This window comes from Leptolyngbya sp. UWPOB_LEPTO1 (genome assembly GCF_017302695.1).
In the GTDB taxonomy this organism is placed as follows: domain Bacteria; phylum Cyanobacteriota; class Cyanobacteriia; order Leptolyngbyales; family Leptolyngbyaceae; genus Leptolyngbya; species Leptolyngbya boryana.
Window position 1 is genome coordinate 1 of record NZ_JAFLCJ010000043.1, and the last position, 22,422, is coordinate 22,422.

General features: G+C 45.2%; 17 protein-coding genes. 11 read left to right on the top strand and 6 right to left on the bottom strand.

All coding sequences use genetic code 11. The features are described from left to right. The first annotated feature begins 173 nt into the window (after positions 1 to 173). Entirely contained in the window at positions 174 to 500 is a 327-nt protein-coding gene (gene rpsP / locus J0L70_RS30660; protein WP_317135183.1) for a 30S ribosomal protein S16, read from the top strand. 5 nt (positions 501 to 505) lie between these two features. Next, positions 506 to 865 (top strand): KH domain-containing protein, encoded by a 360-nt coding sequence (locus J0L70_RS30665; protein ID WP_017288448.1) that lies wholly within the window; start codon positions 506 to 508, stop codon positions 863 to 865. A gap of 62 nt (positions 866 to 927) precedes the next feature. Here the strand turns inward: J0L70_RS30665 and J0L70_RS30670 are convergent, their stop codons facing one another. The 4 genes from J0L70_RS30670 to rfbB all read right to left on the bottom strand — a co-directional run bounded on the left by J0L70_RS30670 (position 928) and on the right by rfbB (position 4,430). Beyond that, complete coding sequence (locus J0L70_RS30670; RefSeq protein ID WP_287457155.1) at positions 928 to 2,445, bottom strand: phytoene desaturase family protein; 1,518 nt, start codon at positions 2,443 to 2,445, stop codon at positions 928 to 930. After that, positions 2,415 to 2,621 (bottom strand): FAD-dependent oxidoreductase, encoded by a 207-nt coding sequence (locus tag J0L70_RS30675; RefSeq protein ID WP_287457156.1) that lies wholly within the window; start codon positions 2,619 to 2,621, stop codon positions 2,415 to 2,417. Before J0L70_RS30675 ends, J0L70_RS30670 begins: the two co-directional genes overlap by 31 nt. Before the next feature lie 222 nt (positions 2,622 to 2,843). After that, entirely contained in the window at positions 2,844 to 3,236 is a 393-nt protein-coding gene (locus J0L70_RS30680) for a VOC family protein (RefSeq protein WP_287457157.1), read from the bottom strand. Between the two features lie 111 nt (positions 3,237 to 3,347). Further along, the gene (gene rfbB / locus J0L70_RS30685) at positions 3,348 to 4,430 is read right to left on the bottom strand and encodes a dTDP-glucose 4,6-dehydratase (RefSeq protein ID WP_287457158.1); all 1,083 of its coding nucleotides are present in this window, start codon (positions 4,428 to 4,430) and stop codon (positions 3,348 to 3,350) included. A 192-nt stretch (positions 4,431 to 4,622) separates the two neighbouring features. Between rfbB and J0L70_RS30690 the strand changes: the two genes are divergently transcribed. The 4 genes from J0L70_RS30690 (at position 4,623) to bchH (ending at position 12,463) form a co-directional block, all read left to right on the top strand. Continuing rightward, positions 4,623 to 5,555, top strand: coding sequence for a glycosyltransferase family 2 protein (locus tag J0L70_RS30690; RefSeq protein WP_287457159.1), 933 nt, complete (start codon positions 4,623 to 4,625; stop codon positions 5,553 to 5,555). Between the two features lie 11 nt (positions 5,556 to 5,566). Then, positions 5,567 to 6,730, top strand: coding sequence for a glycosyltransferase (locus tag J0L70_RS30695; RefSeq protein WP_287457160.1), 1,164 nt, complete (start codon positions 5,567 to 5,569; stop codon positions 6,728 to 6,730). A gap of 11 nt (positions 6,731 to 6,741) precedes the next feature. Continuing rightward, positions 6,742 to 8,688, top strand: a complete 1,947-nt coding sequence (recJ, locus tag J0L70_RS30700; RefSeq protein ID WP_287457161.1) for a single-stranded-DNA-specific exonuclease RecJ — start codon at positions 6,742 to 6,744, stop codon at positions 8,686 to 8,688. A 106-nt stretch (positions 8,689 to 8,794) separates the two neighbouring features. Further along, on the top strand, positions 8,795 to 12,463 hold the full coding sequence (gene bchH, locus J0L70_RS30705; RefSeq protein WP_287457162.1) for a magnesium chelatase subunit H: 3,669 nt from the start codon (positions 8,795 to 8,797) through the stop codon (positions 12,461 to 12,463). A 245-nt stretch (positions 12,464 to 12,708) separates the two neighbouring features. On the opposite strand, the gene J0L70_RS30710 is transcribed toward bchH, so the two are convergent. Continuing rightward, positions 12,709 to 13,662: a hypothetical protein gene (locus J0L70_RS30710; RefSeq protein WP_287457163.1), complete on the bottom strand. Its 954-nt coding sequence runs from the start codon at positions 13,660 to 13,662 to the stop codon at positions 12,709 to 12,711. Positions 13,663 to 14,031: 369 nt separating this feature from the next. On the opposite strand from J0L70_RS30710, the gene J0L70_RS30715 reads away from it, so the two are divergent. Genes J0L70_RS30715 through J0L70_RS30730 form a run of 4 tightly spaced genes read left to right on the top strand, consistent with a single transcriptional unit; the run spans position 14,032 to position 18,254 of the window. Continuing rightward, positions 14,032 to 15,339, top strand: coding sequence for an ABC transporter substrate-binding protein (locus tag J0L70_RS30715; protein ID WP_017288439.1), 1,308 nt, complete (start codon positions 14,032 to 14,034; stop codon positions 15,337 to 15,339). 3 nt (positions 15,340 to 15,342) lie between these two features. Then, positions 15,343 to 16,248: a carbohydrate ABC transporter permease gene (locus tag J0L70_RS30720; protein WP_287457164.1), complete on the top strand. Its 906-nt coding sequence runs from the start codon at positions 15,343 to 15,345 to the stop codon at positions 16,246 to 16,248. Between the two features lies 1 nt (position 16,249). Beyond that, positions 16,250 to 17,134 carry a carbohydrate ABC transporter permease gene (locus J0L70_RS30725; RefSeq protein WP_017288437.1) on the top strand — a complete coding sequence of 295 codons (885 nt, stop codon included), beginning with the start codon at positions 16,250 to 16,252 and terminating at the stop codon, positions 17,132 to 17,134. Positions 17,135 to 17,153: 19 nt separating this feature from the next. Then, a complete protein-coding gene (locus tag J0L70_RS30730; protein WP_017288436.1) occupies positions 17,154 to 18,254 on the top strand; it encodes an ABC transporter ATP-binding protein in 1,101 nt (366 codons plus the stop codon). Positions 18,255 to 18,402: 148 nt separating this feature from the next. Here J0L70_RS30730 and J0L70_RS30735 read toward each other — a convergent pair whose 3' ends face one another. Further along, the gene (locus J0L70_RS30735) at positions 18,403 to 20,922 is read right to left on the bottom strand and encodes a beta strand repeat-containing protein (protein ID WP_287457165.1); all 2,520 of its coding nucleotides are present in this window, start codon (positions 20,920 to 20,922) and stop codon (positions 18,403 to 18,405) included. 486 nt (positions 20,923 to 21,408) lie between these two features. On the opposite strand from J0L70_RS30735, the gene J0L70_RS30740 reads away from it, so the two are divergent. Next, positions 21,409 to 22,413: a hypothetical protein gene (locus tag J0L70_RS30740; RefSeq protein WP_287457166.1), complete on the top strand. Its 1,005-nt coding sequence runs from the start codon at positions 21,409 to 21,411 to the stop codon at positions 22,411 to 22,413. The last annotated feature ends 9 nt before the right edge of the window (positions 22,414 to 22,422 follow it).

Sequence of the window (22,422 nt, forward strand, 5' to 3'; positions counted from 1 at the left end):
GCGAGGGTCTGCCAAATCAGCAAAGTGCGTGAGAATCCGCGCATCCGTAGGTTGAGTCATGAGCAGTGTCTCTCAAGCGGTTTACACTGCTTTTAGCCTACGTCACTTTTTTCTTGCGTTTGCCCTTACTTTTCAAATCAGGACTCTGCTTAGTTTGTCCCGAGCGTGTTACTATGACTATTCCGGGAAGTGTGGCAATTCCGCCATATCACGTTGAAACTATCAGAAAGGAGTCCTCGGTTCTAGTTATGCTCAAATTGAGATTAAAGCGCTTTGGTAAAAAGCGTGAAGCCAGCTATCGGATTGTTGTTGCTCAAAGTACCACTCGTCGCGATGGTCGCCCCTTGGCAGAAGTTGGATTTTATAATCCCAGATCAGATGAAGTCCGTTTAGATGTTCCGAAGATCTTGGATTGGATGAAGAAAGGCGCACAGCCGACGGATACTGTTCGCGATATCCTCTTCAAAAACAATGTACTTGAGCAATTGAAAGCTGAGTAATTCTTGTGAAACCTGTGACTCCAGATTATGCCGGACTGATCCGGTTTCTTGTTGAACCTTTTCTCGAAACGCCAGATGCGCTGAAAATCGACTGTGAAGTGCTCGCCAATCGATCGCGGATTTGGATTCGTTTAGCGTTTGAAGGCACGGACAAAGGACGTGTCTTTGGTCGAGGTGGACGAAATGTTCAGGCAATTCGGACCACGATCGAGGGTGTTGCGAAGGCGGCAGGACAGACGGTAAATCTGGATGTTTACGGGAGCGGTCGAGAAGATTCTGAGGATCGCCCTCCCAGACGCGATCGTCCTCAAGGGCGACCGACTCCCCGCACTGATGCTCCCAAACGACCCACGCGAGAAAATTAATTCGTGTGAATCGGTCAACTTGTAAGCTTCGCGAATCGAATTTGCGAAGCTTTTGAAGTATTTTACGATCGACTAAACAAAGATTTTGCGGCTGATTTGATCACATTGCCTGTATCCGATAGCGTTTGAGAGACAGGATGTTCCGTTTGCAAAATGACTCGCGCACAGTTGCGTCCTGGCAAGCCTGAAATTGATCCGCCGGGATGAGTTCCTGCACCTGTGAGAAAGAGTCCCTCGATCGGGGTTTTATAGTTCGCAAGTTCCGGCAATGGGCGGAAAAACATCATTTGATCAAAGCTCATATCCAGATGATAGTAATTGCCTTTTGAAACTCCAATCCGGCGCTCTAGTTCTGGTGGACTTTCAATATGACGGGCAATGATTGAAGATTTGAGATTGGGGGTGTATTCAGCCAGTTTATCGAGAACACGATCTGCGACTTGATTTTTTAAGTCTTCTGTCCATCCTGTTCCTTTTAGCCCAGTGCCTTCTGCTCCTGCAATCTGGTACGGCACAAAGAATTCAATCCAAAGTGTATGTTGACCTTCTGGAGCTAGGGATGGATCAAGCAAAGATGGCACGACCATATACATCGAAGGATCATCAATTGGAATTCTGCCAATAGTCGGATCAGTATGAGCAATCTCCACTTGTGCGACCGAATCTGCAATCAATGCTGAACCCATCCAGTATTCATCTTGATGATTGTGATTTTCAAAGCGAGGCAATTCTGACAATGCACAGTCAATTTTGAGAATGGCTTCATTGTGGTTGGCGATACGACGACCAACTCGTTCTCGCAGTTCAGCATCTGATGCATCAACATCGCGTTCATCAATCAATTGTAAAAATAGTCTTTGAGCATCCAGGCTCGATATGACTCCCATTGTCGATCGATATTCTTGACCATTAGTAAGCCGAACTCCTACAGCTTTTCCATCATCGATCAAAACCCGTTGCACCTGCTGATCCGTCCGAATTTCACCACCGAGATCCTGCACACATCGAACCAACGCTTGCGTGAGTGCCCCAGTTCCACCTTTGGGACGTGCCATACCCGGATTGTGCCGCAATGACATCATAATTGAACCCACTGCCATATTCTTTTGGGAAGGCGGGGTGCTAAGTTCAGCAGAAAGTCTTGCGAGAGGCGCTTTCAAAAACTCTGAATCAAAGTATTCATTGATCACATCAAGCGGGCTAGATAACATGGTGCGGATGAGATCCAGCGTTTTGTCTCCTGACCCCATCAATGACATCATATCTTTGATTTTGCTGATGTCGTAGTTGCCTGCCATATCCACGATCGACTTGGGAGGAGCATTAAATATCGGAGTCAGCATTCCAATCACCCGCTGCCAGAAGTCAGTAAACTCAGCATATTTGGCAGCATCACGGGGGCTGAATCGTGCAATTTCAGCACAGGTTTGCTCGACTGAGCGATGCGCTAAAAAGTACTTGCCATCTGGATGAGGGCAAAACACAACTGGGTCACAGAATAGATATTCCAGCCCGTATTTTTCTAGCTCTAATTCTTCAACAACAGGTCCTAAGTGAATGAAAATAGATTGATCGCACAAGGGCTAAACAGAAATCCAGGAGCGTCTTCTGGCATCAGTTCTTCTGTCGTCGCTGCCCCGCCTGGAATGGAATTTTTTTCAAGCAGTAAGACACTATAGCCTGCTTTGAGGAGGTAGGCAGCACAGACTAAGCCATTATGCCCTGCACCAATAATGATCGCGTCGTAGCTTTGCATGTTAAATACTGTTAGAAATTAACTTCAAGAGTCGCGCGTGCGTGAGTACGATCGCACGGTACATCCTACAGTCAATCTTGAAAGCTCCGAATCACTAAGAAGTTGCACTTTTGAGTAGTAAAAAATCTGCCAAAAGAGAGGAGAGCTCGCTTGTACTTTTTTAAACCGCGAAAACTCTTGCTAGCCAATTTTTCCCTCAATCAAGAGTCAACATCGGAATTGCTATCGCAGTTCGTAATTTTCTTTATACTCTACGAGTTCTAGCCATGTGCTATCGGGATCTTTTACATAGATGCGGTACTTGGTTTCTGGAGAATCCTCAAGCATATATTCAATTCCGTTTGCTTCTAGTAACGCGGTCATTTTTTTGCCATCTGCAATCACAAAGCCGATGTGATCAATATTTCCGGTATGAAGTGGACTGGCTTGAGATGCGTTGGGTCGTTCGTAGAGTGAGAGATAGAATTGCTGATTACCAAAATGCAACCAACTCATGTCGTTTGACTGTTCTTGGACACGGATAAACCAATCAGGAAAGAGGGTTTGGTAAAACTGCAAGGTTGCTTCTAAGTTCTGACAAACCTTGTTGATATGTTCAATTCGATAGAAGTTCATAGTCACCTCTGAAATCTTTGTTGCCTAAATCATACTCGTTATGAGTTCGACTTGCAACCCAGATTTATCGCGATCGCACTTCTATTCGAGTTTTTTCATCCAGAAGCAGGCTTATACAGCAGTTGAAGAATTACGATCGCCGTAGTTCTGTTCAATCCAAGCCTGATACGCTCCAGATTGGACTTGTTCGACCCAATCAGTGTGATTGAGATACCACTGAATTGTTTTGAGTAAGCCACTGGCAAAACTTTCTTTGGGTTCCCAGCCTAGCTCACGCTGAATTTTACTGTTATCGATGGCATAACGGCGATCGTGTCCGGGACGATCTTTAACAAAGGTAATCAGTTCAGCATGTTGAAAATTCGCCTTGGGAGCCAGTTGATCCAACACAGTACAAATCTGATTCACGACTGCAAGATTCGTTTGTTCGTTGTTTCCACCAATGTTGTAAGTCTCTCCAATTCGCCCATGTTGCAAGACTTGGTAAAGTGCATCACAATGATCTTCAACATAGAGCCAGTCTCGAATATTTTGCCCATCTCCATAAATCGGCAGTGGTTTACTATTAAGGGCATTCAGAATCATCAAGGGGATAAGCTTCTCCGGAAATTGGCGTGGCCCATAATTGTTAGAACAATTTGTCGTCAGCGTTGGTAATCCATAGGTGTGATAATAAGCCCGAACTAAATGATCAGCCCCTGCTTTAGAAGCTGCATAAGGACTGTTTGGTGCGTAAGGCGTATTTTCCCGAAATGCTGGATCAGTTGGGCTGAGTGAGCCATAGACCTCATCGGTTGAAACCTGTAAAAAGCGGAAGCTATCGCGTTTCTGACCCAGTAATTTCTCCCAATACGCTCGACTCGCTTCGAGCAGGCGAAATGTGCCTAGAATATTGGTTTCAATGAATGCGTGTGGATTCAAAATTGAGCGATCGACATGACTTTCTGCGGCAAAGTTCACAATTGCATCTGGCTTGTACTGCTCCAACAAATCCTTCAGTAATTCAAGATCACAAATATCTCCTCGAACAAAAGTATAGTCAGGATGCTGCTCTAACTCTGCGAGAGTCTGATAATTACTAGCGTATGTAAGCTTATCGAGGTTGATAATGCTTGCCCATTGTTCTTTGCAAGCCTTCAATACAAAATTAGAGCCAATAAAACCCATTCCACCGGTGACAAGAAACGTTTGCATAGCTTGGCTCTGATCAACTGAATCAAATATTATTCTCGTGCTATCGCTTAATTGATGATTGAAACTAAGACTTTAACATTATGCCTATTGGGATAGACAATCTTGACTGTGTGCATTAAAGCCTTCCCTTAGAAAGATGAACGAACATATTTAATCTCTCACATTAGGTTACGAGTCGTTAAGACCCTAGTTATGATGAAATCTGTGAGTGCTATTCAGCTTTCTATTTGTGTTGGAACTCGGAATCGTCCAGCGGATTTGATCCGATGTCTCAATTCATTAGTATTACTCGATACGATCGAGTTTGAGATCATTGTGATCGATGATGCTTCGGAAATCGCGATCGCGGATCGGGTTCTTCAAGAAATTCATCCTAGCCTTGTCTCTAAAATTCAGTTTTTCCGCCATGCACAGAATCGCGGGATTCCTGCAACTCGGAATGAACTTGCACAGCGCGCAAATGCACCGTATTTGTTCTGTCTTGATGATGATGCTCAGTTACTCAGTGCGAGTAGCATTTATGCAGCAATCCAAGTGTTAGAAACAAGTCCAGAAGTCGGGGCTGTAGCACTGTCTCAAACCAATGAGCGAGGAGAATTGTTACCTGGACAGCCTGCACCCGCAAGTTATCGATGCTACGCCCCAACTTTTATTGGATATGGAAGCTTACTGCGGCGCGAGCTATTTGTAGAGCTAGGAGGCTATCGGGAAGTGTTCGCGGCTTATTATGAGGAGCCAGAATTTTGTAAACGGATGCTCGATCGTGGTTTTTACGTCGTCTATCTTCCCGATGCAGGCATCATTCATCACCAATCTCCGATCGGACGCAACAATTTAATTGCGCTCAGAAATGGCTGCCGGAATAAATGTTTTGCTGCGGTTTATAACGAGCCACTCTTCATGATGCTCTTGAGTATTCCAGCAAGACTTTTGGTTTACAGCTATAAGCATCAGCGATACCGCAAACAACAAGGTATCGAAAGTGAGTTTGGAGCGGGGTGGATTTTGGCAGAACTACGCAGGAATTTTTCAGTGCTTTGGCGCGATCGTAAAGCGTTGAAGTGGACGACCTACTACAAATGGCATAAAGTTAAACGTACTCCAGCCTATGAACTTGTAACCTAAAGTTTTGACGTATGAAGCTATTAATTATTAATCATTCCTGTACGATTCCCGTTGTACAGCAGTTTTATGCTGAAGTTGAACGGCAAACGGGTTGGGAGATTACGATCGTTGTTCCCAGTAATTGGCAAGATGAATATAATCGCGTCCGCACAGTAGAGCGGTGGAAAGACTTTACAGGACAGCTTATTAGTCTACCTGTTTGGAAATCAGGGAGTATTCCATTACACATTTATCGGTCTTTATTTTTCAACCTGTTGCGAGATTTAGCTCCTGATTTTATCTATGTGCATCAAGAACCTTATGCGTTAGTCACTCTGCAAATTTATTTAGCAAACTATCTCACTATTCGTAAGTCCATTGGCTTTTTTACTTGGCAGAACATTTTTAAGAACTATCCAGTTCCTTTTCGACAAATGGAGCGCTGGATCTTGAAACATACAGATGTGATGTTTCCAGGATCGCACAGTGCAGAAGCAGTGATGCGAAAAAAAGGTTTTACTGGACAAAGTGTTTTGCTACCTTCAGGGATTGATCCGGCGATTTACTATCCCAGAGAACAGCAGTCTAGACCTGACGAAATCTTAATTGGATATGTGGGGCGAATTGTTGAACAGAAAGGCTTGAAGACATTATTACTAGCACTTGGAGAAATTGCACATTTGCCGTGGCGATTTGTTCTGATTGGAAGCGGAGAATTTGAGCCAGAATTTGATCAGATTGCTCGATCGCTGAATTTAAGCGATCGCATTGAAAAACATGGTTTTGTCCCGTTTACAGAAACACCAAACTATCTTTCTGAGTTAGATATTCTCGTCTTACCCTCTGAGACCCGATCAAATTGGAAAGAGCAATTTGGACGAGTCATTATTGAAGCGATGGCCTGTGGAACAGCGGTGGTCGGGTCTGACTCAGGAGAAATTCCGTATCTGATTCAAGCGACTCAAGGTGGAGTAGTTTTTCCAGAAGGAGATGCGATCGCGCTTGCTCGATCGCTTGAAAGATTGATTTTAGAGCCAGAGTTGCGAGTTTCTTTAGCCGAAACAGGACGAAACTCGGTGCATCAAAATTATACGAATGCGCTATTAGCTCATCGTTTTGCGGAAGCAATCAAAAATCAAGTGGAATTTGATCCGAAATCGCAGCGTTCAGGAGTACAATCGTTTCCGTCTCCTTAAATGTTCAGCGTATGTCTCTTTCGCGATCGCGTATTCCAGATCAACGTTGGTATATTCATCCCGATCAAAGAGATCGAGCGATTCAGCTTGCCCTAGAGACAAATCGCTCTCCACTGTTAACGCAAGTTCTGCTCAATCGCGGATTAGAAACTTTCGAGGACATTCAAGAATTTCTCGATCCACAGCAAGAGTTGCCGTCTGCACTGGAAGATTTTCCGGATTTAGCTGTGAGCTTAGAACTCTTGATCAATGCGATTAATGACAAAACTCGAATTGCCATCTGTGGAGACTATGACGCGGATGGAATGACGAGTACAGCATTGTTACTCAGAGCATTGCGATACTTAGGTGGGCGCGTCGATTATGCGATCCCCAGTCGGATGAGTGAAGGCTACGGGATTAATACTCGGATTGTAGAAGAGTTCTACGAGGAAGGCGTGGGGCTGATTCTTACAGTCGATAATGGAATTGCTGCCCATCAACCGATCGAGCGTGCTAGAGAGCTAGGTTTAACAATCATTGTGACGGATCACCACGATCTCCCTCTAGAGCTTCCAAATGCAAATGCAATTCTCAATCCAAAGCTGATTGCAGAAGAGTCACCTTATCGAAGTATGGCAGGGGTGGGAGTCGCTTACGTGTTGGCGCTCTGTTTAGCTCAGAGTTTTGGACAGACGAGAGAGTTGCAGAACTCTTTGCTAGAGCTATTCACATTAGGAACGATCGCAGATTTAGCACCTTTAACCGGGGTGAATCGCCGATGGGTAAAACGAGGCTTACAGCTTTTACCGAAGTCTAAAATGGCTGGAATTCAAGCCCTGATTCAAATTGCTGGATTGAGCAATGAGAAAAACTTAAAGCCAGAAGCGATCGGATTTCGGTTAGGGCCAAGAATTAATGCGATCGGGAGAATTGGCGATCCGCAAGTTGTGATTGAGCTACTTGTTACTGATGATGACGGCGTTGCTCTAGAACAAGCAATGAAGTGCGAAATCGAGAATAAGCGGCGACAGCAACTCTGCGAACAGATTGAAAAAGAAGCGATCGAGTATTACGAAGATAGTTCATTTGATGCAAAAGCCGATCGAGTATTACTGCTAGTAAAACGAGATTGGCATCATGGTGTGATTGGGATTGTTGCATCTCGATTAGTTGAGCGATATGGAGTTCCAGTGTTTATTGGAACTTATGAAGATGATGATCATATTCGCGGTTCGGCTCGGAGCATCCCAGAATTCAATGTGTTTGAGGCATTAGAATTTTGCAAGGATCTGATGCTGAAATCAGGGGGACATAAAGCAGCGGGTGGGTTCTCGTTTAAGGCAGATCGTTTAGATGAAATTCGCGATCGCTTGAGAACGTTCGCACATCAATCTCTCAAGCCTGAGCATCTTAAGCCTTTAGTAACAGTCGATGTTGAAGCAGATTTAACTCAAATTGATCTAGCTCTCCATGCACAGCTTGATGTTTTACATCCTTGCGGGATGGAGAATCCTGAGCCTGTATTTTGGACACCGAATGTTTTAGTGACCGAGCAGCGGCGCATTGGCAAGGGACATATCAAACTTGTCTTAGAATCTGCGGGGCAAAAAGTAAATGCGATCGCGTGGCGTTGGGGTGAGTATTTTCCGTTACCAAGCCCCTTAGATGTTGCATATCGAGTCAAGTCGAATGAGTGGAATAATCAGGTTTCTGTCCAACTTGAAGTTCTCGGTGTGAGATTCCCAGGACAGAGTTCTCAGACAGAATTTCGATTTAGCGATCGAGTCTATCACTGCACAATGCTCGATCAGAAAGAATTAAGAATTCAAAATGCGAAGGGCGATATTTTAGTAATCCAAAAAGGACAGAAAATTGGAACACTTGGGAGAAGTGATCAAACAGTACAAGAAGTCGATGTTTCGCAAGCACCATACTATGATCTGGTGAAAGCTGCGGTGAATGCTTTGGCAATTTAGATTGATAGACTTGAACTGAAACGGAAGAAATCGGTCGTTCTTTCAAGGCTGCCCTCTACTTTCTGCTCACTCTTCTACAATAGGGTTGAGACATTTTCTAAAGCTTATGAAGCGGATTGTTCTGATTGCGGGATTTGAATCGTTTAATGCAGGGCTGTATCGGCAGGCGGCAGATCTAGCACAGTCACAGTGTTCACAGCTAGACATTCGAGTGTTTAGCGATCGCGATCTCGCCTCAAATCCGACAGAAATAGAAGCCGCATTGCAACAAGCTGATGTCTTTTTTGCCAGTTTGCTGTTTGACTACGATCAAGTACTTTGGCTAAGAGAACGAGTCCAGACGATTCCCATTCGCTTGGTGTTTGAATCGGCATTGGAATTAATGAGTTTGACGCAGTTAGGGAAATTTGCAATTGGGGATAAGCCCAAAGGAATGCCTAAACCTGTTAAATTCATTCTCGATAAATTTAGTAACGGGCGAGAAGAAGACAAACTTGCAGGCTATATTAGCTTTCTGAAAACAGGCCCAAAATTATTGAAATTTGTCCCAGTTCAGAAAGTTCAAGATCTGCGAAATTGGTTGATCATTTATGGCTATTGGAATGCAGGGGGAACAGAGAATGTCGCGGCTCTGTTTTGTACGATCGCTCAAAAGTATTTAGGTCTAACCGTTGGCGAAATTGCAGACCCCATTGAAACTCCAAATATTGGGCTTTTGCATCCTGAGTATGATGGCTATTTTGAATCTCCAAAGCAATATCTAGACTGGTATCGACAGCGTTTCAATTCTGATCATCCGACTGTTGGAATACTGCTCTATCGAAAGCATGTCATTACAAATCAGCAATATATTCCAAAATTAATCAAAGCGTTTGAGAAAGCCAATTTAATTCCCGTTCCAATTTTTATTAACGGCGTTGAAGGTCATGTTGCTGTTCGTGATTTGATGACGACAGACTATGAACAGCAACAGCGCGATCGCGGTATCAACGCAACGCTTTCACTTTCGGATCAAGCAGTAAAAGTAGATGCCATTGTTTCCACGATCGGATTTCCCTTGGTCGGAGGCCCCGCCGGATCAATGGAAGCAGGAAGGCAGATCGAGGTGGCTAAACGCATTCTCAATGCTAAGAATGTTCCCTACATTGTTGCGGCTCCATTGCTCATTCAAGACATTCATTCTTGGACAAGGCAGGGAATTGGCGGATTGCAGAGTGTGGTTTTGTATGCGCTGCCTGAGTTAGACGGCGCGATCGATACGATTGCGCTCGGTGGTTTAGTCGGAGAAACCATTTACCTCATTCCAGAACGAGTAGACCGATTAACCGGGCGATTAAATCAATGGATTAAACTCCGCCAAACTCCTGCTAAGCAGCGAAAAATTGCGATTCTACTGTATGGATTTCCGCCCGGATATGGAGCAGTTGGGACAGCAGCATTGCTGAATGTGCCGCGATCGCTGATCAAACTATTACAGGCGATGAAAGAGCAAGGATATGCGATCGCGGATTTACCCGAAGACGGAGAAACTCTGATTCAAGCTGTCAAACGCTCAGATGAAGGAGATGCGATCGCAATTTCAACCCAAACACTTGAGAAATGGTTAGGCTATCTGCTCACGTCTAGAGTTGAAAAGCAGTGGAAATCGTTATCCAGTAGTGGCATTAAGACACTCGGTGATGATTTAGTGTGGGGAGGCGTTCAGCTTGGCAATGTTTGGATCGGAGTGCAGCCTCCACTCGGAATTTCAGGAGATCCGATGCGACTGATGTTTGAGCGGGATTTAACGCCTCATCCGCAGTATGCAGCATTTTACAAATGGCTTCAGAACGACTTTGGGGCAGATGCGATCGTGCATTTCGGAATGCATGGCACAGTCGAATGGCTCCCCGGTTCACCGCTTGGAAATACAGGTTATTCTTGGTCAGATATCTTACTCGGCAATCTTCCAAATCTTTATGTCTACGCGGCAAATAATCCTTCAGAATCGATTCTGGCAAAGCGCCGAGGCTATGGCACTTTAATCTCTCACAATGTTCCGCCTTATGGTCGAGCAGGATTGTACAAAGAGCTAGTCAACATTCGAGACTTAATTGCAGAGTATCGCGAAGATCCAGAAAAGAACTATGCGCTCAAATCCGCGATCGTGCAAAAAATCATCGATATAGGAATTGATGCAGATTGCCCGTTTGCAGAAGCAAAGCAACTAGGCATTGCGTTCAATCTTGAGAATATCAATCTCTTTAGCAATGATGCTTTTAATCGTTATCTGATTACTCTGTACGAATACTTGCAGGTCTTAGAAAATCGATTGTTCTCATCGGGCTTACATACCTTAGGTGAAATGCCCTCACCAGAGATGCTTGAAAGTTATCTCAAAGCATATTTTGACGATCGCATTCCTGAATCATCGATCGCTCAAATTGCTCAAGGTGAAGATCTAGCACAATGGCAAGAAGCCGTTGATATTCGTAATCTGCTACTACAAACGACTGACGAACTGACGAATCTACTACGCGGATTGAATGGCGAATATATTCCTCCTGCGCCCGGAGGTGATTTACTTCGAGATGGCTTAGGCGCATTACCCACGGGTCGAAATATTCACGCCCTTGATCCCTATCGAATGCCTTCTCCTGCTGCTTATGAACGCGGTCGCGAGATTGCTCGTAAAATTATCGATCAGCATCTCAAAGAGCATCAAACCTATCCAGAAACGGTAGCAGTCATGCTTTGGGGACTAGATGCGATTAAAACCAAAGGTGAATCGCTCGGAATCTTACTCGAACTCGTCGGAGCGGAACCCGTTAAAGAAGGAACAGGCAGAATTGTCCGATACGAACTCAAGCCAATCTCAGAAGTTGGACATCCTCGAATCGATGTTCTCGCGAACCTTTCAGGCATTTTCCGCGATAGCTTTGTCAATATCATTGAGCTACTCGACGATCTATTTCAACGAGCCGCAGAACTGGATGAACCAGCAGACCAGAACTTTATTCGCAAACATGCGATCGAACTACAAACTCAAGGTGTCGAAAATCCCACAGCCCGCTTATTCTCCAATCCCGCAGGTGATTACGGTTCGCTCGTCAACGATCAAGTCGTTGCCTCAAACTGGGAATCCGGCGAAGAATTAGGACAAACCTGGCAGAGTCGAAATGTCTTTAGCTATGGCAGAAAAGATAAAGGAGAAGCGCGATCGCAAGTTTTAGAAACTCTCTTGAAAACTACCGATCGCATTGTGCAAGAAATTGATTCAGTCGAATATGGCTTAACTGATATTCAAGAGTACTATGCCAACACAGGCGGACTCAAACGCGCCGCAGAACAGCAAAAAGGTACGAAAGTTCAGGCGAGCTTTGTCGAAAGCTTTTCAAAAGATACAACGCCTCGAAATTTAGAAGACCTCTTGAGAATGGAGTATCGCACAAAGCTTTTGAATCCAAAATGGGCAGAAGCAATGGCAGCCCAAGGCTCAGGTGGCGCTTACGAAATCTCGCAACGCATGACCGCCTTAATCGGATGGAGTGGTACAGTTGATTTCAAAGAATCTTGGGTCTACGACCAAGCGGCGGATACATATGCTTTAGATGTAGAAATGGCAAAAAGACTTCAAGAAGCGAATCCTGAAGCCTTTCGCAATATTGTGGCACGAATGCTAGAAGCAAACGGACGAGGATTTTGGAATCCCGATGATGAGAAGCTGTCGAAACTCAGAGCGCTCTATGAACAATCGGATAGCAAGCTTGAAGGAGTAGAAATTGCTTCAGTTTAGCTTGCTTCCGACGATTCAATCGGAGCACATCCTAAGAGTATGCTTTAAAAGTAATCGTTGAGGCGCATTCACCCGCCCTGGAATGGAATTCCGGGCTAGTTGAACGAAGTCCACTGAAGGGACTAACAGCCAATCAGACTGGGGTCTTCAGTCCTTTTCAAAGGACTTCGCACCGTTAGCCCCGAATTCATTCCGGGGCGAGCTAGAACGGAGCGAGGAAACGGTTGATACTTTTAAAACACCCTCTAACGGCGCAGGTAGGTAAACTTCGCATTCGGTCTGCCCACAAAGCAAGACTGATTAAATCCATACTTCCGAATCACCGCCAAAGACTGTTCTGCCTCAGCCTGATTTCCTTCAAAATCAAACATCCAGTGATTGCCATCTACAATTTTCCAACGATTGTTAATCTTGCTAACCGTCGTCGTTGCCGGATTGAACGGAATACAATCTTCACCGCGCATTGCGCCTACTGGAGCTGCATTGTTCACCAACATATACTGGAATGAAGGCTGAGGTCTACCCACAAAGCAGGACTTGTTCATTTTATAGTGCTTGATCGTGCGGAGAGACTGTTCTGCTCTTGCGCGATCGCCTTCAAAATTAAACATCAAATGATTGCCATTTTCCACGATCGTCCAACGCCCCTGAACATTCTCAACGGCTGTATTATTAGGATTGAACGCAATGCAATCTTCATTCAGCGCAGTTTGACCGAGCGAAACTGCATTCGATCGATATTTTCGATCCGTTTTACGATCGTGCAACACAATGTAAACCGATTGGGGCGGGGTTTTGCCTTGCTGAACTGCAAACCAGAGCTTCGTCAGATTTTCTGGATTTGAAAAAGCACAGAACCCATAGATTCTCTGATTCGATTGAGCATCATAGATATCAACCCAAGTTCTCGAAGAATTGGTGTTCGCACCGCAAGCAGGCAAATCCGGAGCACTCGTAAACAGCGCAGCATTGATTTGCTGCCAGTTCGTAACCGTCAAATTGTAGTAAGTATAGCCATTTTTGTTTTCGGTTCCTTTGAAAGCGAGAACAGGATTTGGAGAATTCAGTGCAGTCAAGTTACCAAACAGATTTGGATTCACATGAATCGGTTTAATTTCATTTGCAAACCCGGCTGTTGTGCCTAAACTTAACATTAGCCCAGCCAATAATGTGCTTGCTAACAAATGTTTAGATTGCATATTCCTTGAAGCTCCAGTAAATGAGTGGATACGGGTTAATAGGGAAGCGATCGAGACTTTATGCACTGCATTTCTATCGCTTGTCATTTCAGCCTAAGCGCCCCTACAAAACATCCACAGTGCCCAAACGGGTAAGAAAAACGGAGCGAATTATTATTAGGTATTGGTAGGTTTATTCAAGTAACTTAACAGCTTTTCTCAGGCGATCCATCTTAGAGGAGATGAGGTAGGGATCACCGTATTCGTATGATTTTCCAATGCTAGGACTTCTACAGAAATGATGAGTTTTAGCGATCGAAGTGTGAAACAAACCATTTATTCACTAAAGCGCGATCGTGAGTGAAGTTGCGATCGCAGGGTGACACGCCTATGGAAATGCTACAAGAATATCGCTATAAATTAGCGCAGTTTTGGCGATCCTCGATCGTCTTTCGCAGTCTTAGTTTACTTACCATCTTTGCCATCTCTGCGCTTCTGATCGTGTTACCTGCGCGATCGCAGCCCGTCGTTCTCACATTTTTGATGAATGCACCCGAAGTGCCAAATCTGCGACCTTTAATTGCAGAATTTGAGAAGCAAAATCCAGGCATCAAGCTCAACATGATTGAAGGTCCCAACGCTTCAAACTTGATCGAAGACTTGAATACGTCTGCTTTTCTTTTAGGAAGTGCGCCTTATGATCTCGTCAATATGGATGTCACTTGGGTCGCAAAATTTGCAGCAGCAGGATGGCTGCGTGACTTAACCAATGAAATTCCCCAAGAACAGTTAAACGAGTTCTTGCCCGGAGACATCGAAGCCAGTCGCTATCAAGGCAAACTCTATCGAGTGCCCTGGCGAACAGATGCAGCGTTACTCTTCTACCGGAAAGATTTGCTCGACCAAGCAGGACTTCAGCCACCCGAAACTTTTGATCAGTTGATCAAAGCCTCGCAGCAAATTCAAGGTAAGAATGGCGCACAGTGGGGATACGTTTATCAAGGGCGACAGTACGAAGGCGTTGCTGCGATGTTTATTGAGGTCTTAGAAGGCAATGGCGGCTTCTGGGTCAATCCTCAAACAAATGAAGTTGGACTCGATCGACCCGAAGCGATTCAAGCCTTAAACTTCTTAAGAACCACTGTTGACAAAGGTGTGACACCAGCTGGGGTCAGTACCTATCAAGAAGAAGAAGCGCGGCTCCTCTTCCAAAGTGGGAACACCGTATTTATGCGAAACTGGCCTTACGCTTGGGCATTACTCAATAAAGAAGACTCACCTGTTCGCGGCAAAGTCGCCGTCAAACCTGTGATTCACGCACCTGGAAAACTGAGCGTGTCTTGTCTAGGCGGATGGGGTTGGGGAATCGCTAGCACGACTCAGCATCCCGTTGAAGCTCGGAAAGCGCTCGACTTCTTTACAGGAACCCACGTTCAAAAAACCACATCCCTTTCCTCTGGGTACTTGCCGAGTCGCAAAGCGTTGTACAAAGACCCAGAAATTCTCGCGAAATACGACTTTTTCCCAGTCGCGCTCAAAGCTCTGGAAAATCCTGGAATTCGACCTCCGATCGCGCAATATGCTCAAGCATCTGATATTTTGCAGCGCTATCTCAGTTCCGCAATCTCAGGACGCATTTCACCCGAAGAAGCGATGAAGTCAGCAGCCCGTGAAACACGCGCATTGTTAGGAGTTTAGCCGATGAAAGATGTGATTCGAGAGCGAGAACGTCGTACAGGTTGGCTCTTAACGATTCCAGCCTTGCTGATTTTGACGCTGGTCTTTGCTTATCCAATTCTGCGAGCGTTCTGGCAAAGTCTATTTGTTCAGAACTTAGGAAATCAACTGAATCCAAATTTTACAGGATTGTCTAATTTTGCCCGGATGGCTCAAGACGGGCGATTCTGGCAAAGTATGGTCAATTCAGCGATTTTTACGTTTTCATCCGTGGCGATCGAACTTGTGCTCGGGATGGGAATTGCGCTCGTACTCAACCAATCTTTCCGAGGTCGAGGAGTGGTAAGAACGATCGCAATTCTGCCTTGGGCTTTGCCAACTGCGTTGATTGCACTCGGTTGGACGTGGATTTTCAATGATCAATACGGGATTGTCAATGACATTTTGCTGCGGTTGGGATTCATCGATACTGGTATCAACTGGCTCGGCAATCCGACTTTAGCCATGCTAGCAGTCATCTTTGCAGATGTTTGGAAAACAACACCCTTCATCAGCATTCTATTGCTCGCTGGACTGCAATCCATTCCAAATGATCTGTACGAGGCACAAGCGATCGATGGAGCTTCCCCTTGGCAAAGTTTTCGACAGATTACCTTGCCTCTACTGATGCCCCAAGTGGTCATCTCACTGTTATTCCGGCTCGCTCAGGCATTCGGAATCTTTGACTTAATCAGTGTCATGACCGGAGGTGGCCCTGGAGGTGCGACTGAAACAGTTTCACTCTACATCTACGCCACAGTGATGCGCTATCTAGACTTCGGTTATGGAGCAGCATTAGTTGTGGTGACGTTCTTACTGTTAGTGTTAGCCGTTGCGATCGCAAGTTACTTCCTAACTCGATCCAGAGCTAAAGCATCGGGAGCAATTTAATATGACAACTGTATTTCCAGAATCCGTCGATCGACGAATGCCAGGAGGCAAATCAACTCGAATTGGGCGAAAAGTCGTCTTGCCGATTGCAGTTGCCTTCACTGTCATCTTTTGCCTGGCTCCAATCCTTTGGCAGCTCTTGACCTCATTCAAAGTGAATGCTGACATTGCGGCAATTCCCAATGTTTATTTCCCAACTCGATTTACATTAGATCATTACCGTTCTTTGTTTGAGCGTCGCCCATTTTTGAACTATATCTTCAATAGTGCGATCGTCTCTTTTGCTTCAACTATCCTCGCTTTAGGAGTCGGCTCTCCCGCAGCTTATGCGCTCGCCAGACTGAAACTTCAAGGAGAACGCTGGATTTTAGCAGGTGTTCTGATCGTGACGCTATTCCCACCGATTCTGCTCTTCCTGGGACTCCTCGAAATCGTTCGGGCGCTTCATCTTGGAAACAACTATCTTTCATTGATCATTCCTTACACCGCGATTAACTTGCCGCTCACGATTCTGGTGATGCGAAGCTTCTTTCAGCAACTTCCCAAAGATCTCGAAGATGCGGCAAGAGTCGATGGCTATAGCACCCCTCGAATGCTGCTCGAAGTCGTTCTACCGATGACGATTCCAGCACTCGTGACGACTGGAATTTTGACTTTCATTTCTGCCTGGAATGAATTCATCTTTGCCCTGACTTTCATCACTCGCGAAGACATGAAAACAGTTCCAGTTGCAGGCGCACAGCTCGGCGGAGCTTCGCCCTTTGAAATTCCATTTGGACCGATCGCAGCAGCAACGGTTCTCGGAACAATTCCACTGGTGTTGTTAGTTCTCTTCTTCCAACGCCGCATTGTTCAAGGGCTAACGTCTGGCGCAGTCAAAGGTTAATTCACTCTTCTCAAACATCATGGATAAGAAACTAGAACTCATTAACTTGAGAAAAGCTTACACTCAGCAAATTGTTCCTGTAAAAGACATTAACTTGAGTGTCGAACAAGGCGAATTTCTCACTTTGTTAGGACCTTCAGGATGCGGTAAATCGACGATCTTGCGCTTGATTGCGGGATTAGAACAGCCGACTAGTGGACAAATCCTGATCAATGGTCGGGATGTGAGCCGCTTGAATCCGGGCGATCGCAATATTGCAATGGTCTTCCAAAGCTATGCACTCTATCCGCACATGACCGTGTATGACAACATCGCATCCGGGCTAAAACTGCGGAAAACGCCCCATGCAGAGATCAAAGAAAGAATTCGTGAGGTCGCAGATTTCCTAGGATTGCATGATCTGATGAATCGTAAGCCGGGTCAACTGTCTGGCGGACAGCGACAGCGAGTTGCAGTCGCAAGAACCTTGGTTCGTCGTCCTGATTTATTCCTACTAGACGAACCTCTGAGTAACTTGGATGCGTTACTCCGGGAACACGTCCGGGCTGAATTGAAGCAATTGTTTGGTTCACAAAATGCGCCTGTTGTTTACGTGACGCACGACCAGACTGAAGCAATGACCCTTTCAACCAAAGTAGCTGTGCTGAATAATGGTTACCTGCAACAGTTCGATCGACCTGATGTGATCTACAGCCAACCTGCCAATCAATTTGTTGCAGGCTTTATTGGTAGCCCACAGATGAACTTTTTACGGGTTCCTTGTCAGAATGGCAATGCGATCGTGGGCAATACTAAAATTCCTCTACCCCGAAGCGTTAGCGCTCAAGAGATTATCTTAGGAATTCGTCCTGAGCATGTGCATCTTGCGCAAAACCGCAATGAACCGACGCTAGAGGGTGAAGTGTTCCTAACCGAGAATTTAGGCATGCACGATTTGGTCAGTGTACGGATCGGACATGGAACAAGTGAACCGATCAACCTGCGCGCGATCCTCCCAGTCCATTCGGGCTTAAAAGCAGGAAGTGCCGTGCAGTTAGCCTTTTCAGATGAAACCATTCATTGGTTTGATGTGGCAACGGGCGATCGCATAACAGATGCGCGATCGCATGTGATGGCATAGCTCTGTTGCAATCTGCAATTTACCCCTCAAATCTTCACTGCCTGAAGACTTGAGGGGTATAGGTTTATTTGATAATAGATTACAGCAATGCCTGTATAGCTCTCAGTGCTAACCTTATTTGGAAATCTCAGAATACTCAATCTTTTAACTAAGGTGCTGAATTAATGTTTTCTCCAGCGCAATTCAGTGCGGAAATTGATGATACAGGGGCATGTTTCGCAATTAATTCAACCTGACCCGCCGCATTGCGTCGCCATTCGGTTGCCTCTACCATCATTTCATGCATTTCACTGCCCGAAGACACTGTTGAGCGAGATGCACGACCGTTTGACAATTTTAAATCAGCAAGATCTCGCAAATCAGACCAGACCAAATTGTGAGCCACAGCATGAGTCGGATCTTCTGGAATTCCACCTCGCCCTGTGACGACAAAACGGCTGCCTTCGAGCGCTGAACATCCTTTTGCAACTTGCTGTCCTGCGTCGAGGAACTCAACAGGTAATTGCAACAATCCTGCATTGATATCTACATCAGGACTCTTAATGGCGACACTGCCATTCACACCAAAATCCGAACTCGCAGTAATGTCATTTTCAGGGGTCTGCTGCGATCGAAACTTTAAGCCAAAAATGCCTTGAGTCGTGATTTGAATATTACCGCCATTGCCTCGCTCAGCCCTAGCAACAATATCACTGTTTTCTAACCCTAGTAAAATCGGCGCATTGACAGTAAGATTGCCTCCATTGCCTCCTCCCCTCGCCTCAGCCGTAATTCCACTTCCACGACGCATGATGATCGACTCTTGAACTTGAAGATTCATATTTCCACCATTGCCAACCGTCGTCGAAGCGGCAAGACTTCCTCTTTGATCTAGATAAATTGAATTTGCATTGACATTCAAGTTTCCAGCATTTCCAGAGCCAAGATTTCTCACTGTGACCAGTGCGCCATTTGCTACCTGTAAGCGATCAGTATTGATCGTGACGCTGCCTGCATTCCCACTTGGCAGACGTGGAGTATTGTAGAGTAGACGTACGCTCTCTGGCAGAATATTGCCAGCAGAACTAATTTGGCTAGGAATTCTGGCAACAGGCGCAATTCCTTTCACAGTTACAGATTCACTTGCATGAACTGTAATATTTCCAGCATTACCAAAAGCAACCGTCGAAGCACCAAGCCGCCCCCCGTCCCGAATCAACAATCGCTTTGTATCAAGCGTGAGGTTGCCTGCATTTCCTGTTCCAAAAGAGACATCAAACAGAGTGCTAAACTGCCGGAATCTTGGCTCTTCTCCTCCCAATTCTACAGACTCAGTTGCTTTAATATCTAGGTTTCCGGTTGAGCCAGCGCCCAAAGTCCCAAGCCCAATTGATCCTCCATTTACACTGCTCAACTCGCGAGTTGAAATACTGATATTGCCTGTATTTCCTGCACTGCTGCTTCGACTATAAGTGTAGTTAGTAATCGAAGAGAAATTAGAAGAATCGATCGCTGAAAAATCCTGTACTCGGACTGCTTGATCAGCATCAATTCTGATATTTCCTGTATGAGCACTGCCAAAGGTTTTGCTGCTAATTCCTGCCCCCGCTAGTACTTCAACCTGTGGCGCAACAATATTAATCTCATTTCCATTTCCCGTATTGACTTGTTGCATGTGCAGCCCAGTCTGAATCGTGCCATCTGGTGTCGTGCCGCTCAGATAAAGCTTTTCAGAAGCGCGAATTTGAATTTGACCAGAAGATACCGTTCCTTGATTCTGAATCAGCGCAACAGACCCTCCACTTAGCGCGATCTGAGCACCATCAAGCTGAATGGAGCCATTTCCTAAACCACTTGCATCAAGTAGAGCTTGCTGAGACAGTTGAATGTTTTGCTTACCCTGGACTTGTTCATAGCCTAGCTGCGAGCCCTGCGCATTGGGCAGAAGACTCACATAGCCTGAACTTACACTGCCCAACGCCAAATGCCCCTCAGGTGCACTGAGAATTCCGCCATCAAGTGTTACGCCAGAGCCAATCAGAGCCAACGTCTTTCCAGACTTTACGCTCAATCCTGTTGTGCTCGTTCCTGCACCTACAAGAGGATTTCTCACATCTGGACGTGTTCTACCCGTTAATGGATGTCCAATACCTTGAACTTGGATTGCTCCAGCAGGTTGCCCAAACTGCACGCCAATCGGGGCACTGACGGTTAGTAAAGGACGCGCATTAAGATCTGTTGCTCTAAATTCTGCACCATCTGCGAACCGAATACTAGAAGCTGTTGTCCCAACAAAAGAGCCGCCAATATTCAACTGTGCATTCGCACCAAAGAGAATCCCCGCTGGATTGAGCAGAAACAAATTAGCAGTGCCTTGAGCTTCAATCACGCCATTAATACTAGATGCAGTGCCACCTGTAACCCGACTGAAGATGTTCTGAATCTCTGAGGCATGATTGAATCTTGCCGACCCGAATGCTGGAATCGAGAACTCTCGGAAGCTATGGAATAGATTATTACCCATACGATCGCCAAAATCGATCGTGAAGTTTAATCCATCTGGAGAGGTGACTTTTGTCGATAACGTACCATCTTCAACCACTCGAAGCTGAGCAGATGCTGGACGTGCAAAGCTTAATCCAAGCAGCGCAATACTATTTAAACCAAGGGAACAAAGTAAAGGGCGCATAAGGAGAACAGAGCATAATTCAACTTTAATATGCCCAAAAGATAATAGTTTGAGTCAACTTTTTTCGTAAAGATATAATTAATCCAATCTTCAGAAAATTGATAGCAGGATTCACCATTTTTTCACTCTATTTTATTAAAAATTAACTTAGACAAAGCAACATATTTCACGAATTCTAAAGATTTTGCTCTGTTTAAAACAGCGAATTCGTATTGAGTTAAAGCTCAATTCTAAGCAAATCAATTAATATATAAAATCTTCATTGAATCTTGATGTATAAGAGCTTCACATTTATAAAAAGCCTAAATTCCAATTTTTTCAGGCTGAAAATTTAGTGTTAATACTGAATTAAATAGAAGAAATAAATTGATAGGCTAAAAGCTCAAGATGAAACCACAATTGACTTGAGTACTACCTTCTCGCTATTACTCAACCCAATTTCATCAAGGTGCAGAAACCATGACCTACTCGATTTTCAGTTAAATCATGCATGCTCTAGCGCTCTCTCGAATCTCATCCGATCATTCAGCAAAGCTCTTAACTGTCCCAGAATTTGAATCCGTCAATTTTGGTCAGGTGTCACTCAATCCAGAGCAAACTTCAATGCTCTCCTTCATGAATCGCCAAATGATTGAGCTATGTCGCTCCCTACCAGAGCCATTGCGCGGATCTGCTCTTCTCACAATTCAAAGACACTACACAGGGTTTCAACTCTCAAACTTGGTGAACTTCTTTACGAAATTCTATACTCCAAGTTGGTCGATCATCTATTGGATGCAGCAAAATCAGCCTACTCTGCAACAAGATGAGCTAAAAGCTGCCTTGAGCGCACAGGCAATGGCATATTTCCTACATATGCTGGACGATCACATTTCAGATGGGCAGCTTGCACCAAGCCATCTCCTCCTGCAACTGAGAACACAGGCATGGATGAAGTTTAATCAAGAGACCTTATCTCTTGCTCAATGTTTACCTGAAGGCGAAACGATTGTTAACTCTCTGTTAGCTCGATACTTTAGTGGGGTGCATTGCCCGACTCCAGTAGTTGGGTTGGATGCTTACTGCGAATTGTTCCGTAAGCAGTTGAGTACGACCTTAATTTCACCGATGTTGACTGCACATCGTACAGGAAGTGATGCGATCGCGGTTCAAACTGCTTACGAGGCATTTTGTATTGCATGGCGGCTGTTAGATGATTTGCGCGACTGTAGCAGCGATGCCTTTGCAGGGGAACTCTCAGCTGTGTATCACCTACTGTCTCCAGAATACCAACTCGTCTGGTTGGGGTGCGGAGGGAAAAATCATCAGTCTCCTGAATGGAGAATTCTGCAACAGCATCTCGAAGAAACGAAAGTACTGTCTACCCTCGTCACTTACATTCTTCTCTGGTTACGCGAAGCCCAGCAGGCAGCAGAATCGATTTCCCTCAAAACCTATGCTTCTGAGTTGCGGCAACTCGCTTGCCCCTTGGAAGAATTATCTACAATTTGACTTCAACGG

Coding starts and splice junctions, on each gene's coding strand:
- rpsP (WP_317135183.1), top strand. CDS start 174: ATGACTATTCCGGGAAGTGTGGCAATTCCGCCATATCACGTTGAAACT.
- J0L70_RS30675 (WP_287457156.1), bottom strand. CDS start 2,621: ATGCAAAGCTACGACGCGATCATTATTGGTGCAGGGCATAATGGCTTA.
- J0L70_RS30680 (WP_287457157.1), bottom strand. CDS start 3,236: ATGAACTTCTATCGAATTGAACATATCAACAAGGTTTGTCAGAACTTA.
- rfbB (WP_287457158.1), bottom strand. CDS start 4,430: ATGCAAACGTTTCTTGTCACCGGTGGAATGGGTTTTATTGGCTCTAAT.
- J0L70_RS30690 (WP_287457159.1), top strand. CDS start 4,623: ATGATGAAATCTGTGAGTGCTATTCAGCTTTCTATTTGTGTTGGAACT.
- J0L70_RS30695 (WP_287457160.1), top strand. CDS start 5,567: ATGAAGCTATTAATTATTAATCATTCCTGTACGATTCCCGTTGTACAG.
- recJ (WP_287457161.1), top strand. CDS start 6,742: ATGTCTCTTTCGCGATCGCGTATTCCAGATCAACGTTGGTATATTCAT.
- bchH (WP_287457162.1), top strand. CDS start 8,795: ATGAAGCGGATTGTTCTGATTGCGGGATTTGAATCGTTTAATGCAGGG.
- J0L70_RS30710 (WP_287457163.1), bottom strand. CDS start 13,662: ATGCAATCTAAACATTTGTTAGCAAGCACATTATTGGCTGGGCTAATG.
- J0L70_RS30715 (WP_017288439.1), top strand. CDS start 14,032: ATGGAAATGCTACAAGAATATCGCTATAAATTAGCGCAGTTTTGGCGA.
- J0L70_RS30720 (WP_287457164.1), top strand. CDS start 15,343: ATGAAAGATGTGATTCGAGAGCGAGAACGTCGTACAGGTTGGCTCTTA.
- J0L70_RS30725 (WP_017288437.1), top strand. CDS start 16,250: ATGACAACTGTATTTCCAGAATCCGTCGATCGACGAATGCCAGGAGGC.
- J0L70_RS30730 (WP_017288436.1), top strand. CDS start 17,154: ATGGATAAGAAACTAGAACTCATTAACTTGAGAAAAGCTTACACTCAG.
- J0L70_RS30735 (WP_287457165.1), bottom strand. CDS start 20,922: ATGCGCCCTTTACTTTGTTCCCTTGGTTTAAATAGTATTGCGCTGCTT.
- J0L70_RS30740 (WP_287457166.1), top strand. CDS start 21,409: ATGCATGCTCTAGCGCTCTCTCGAATCTCATCCGATCATTCAGCAAAG.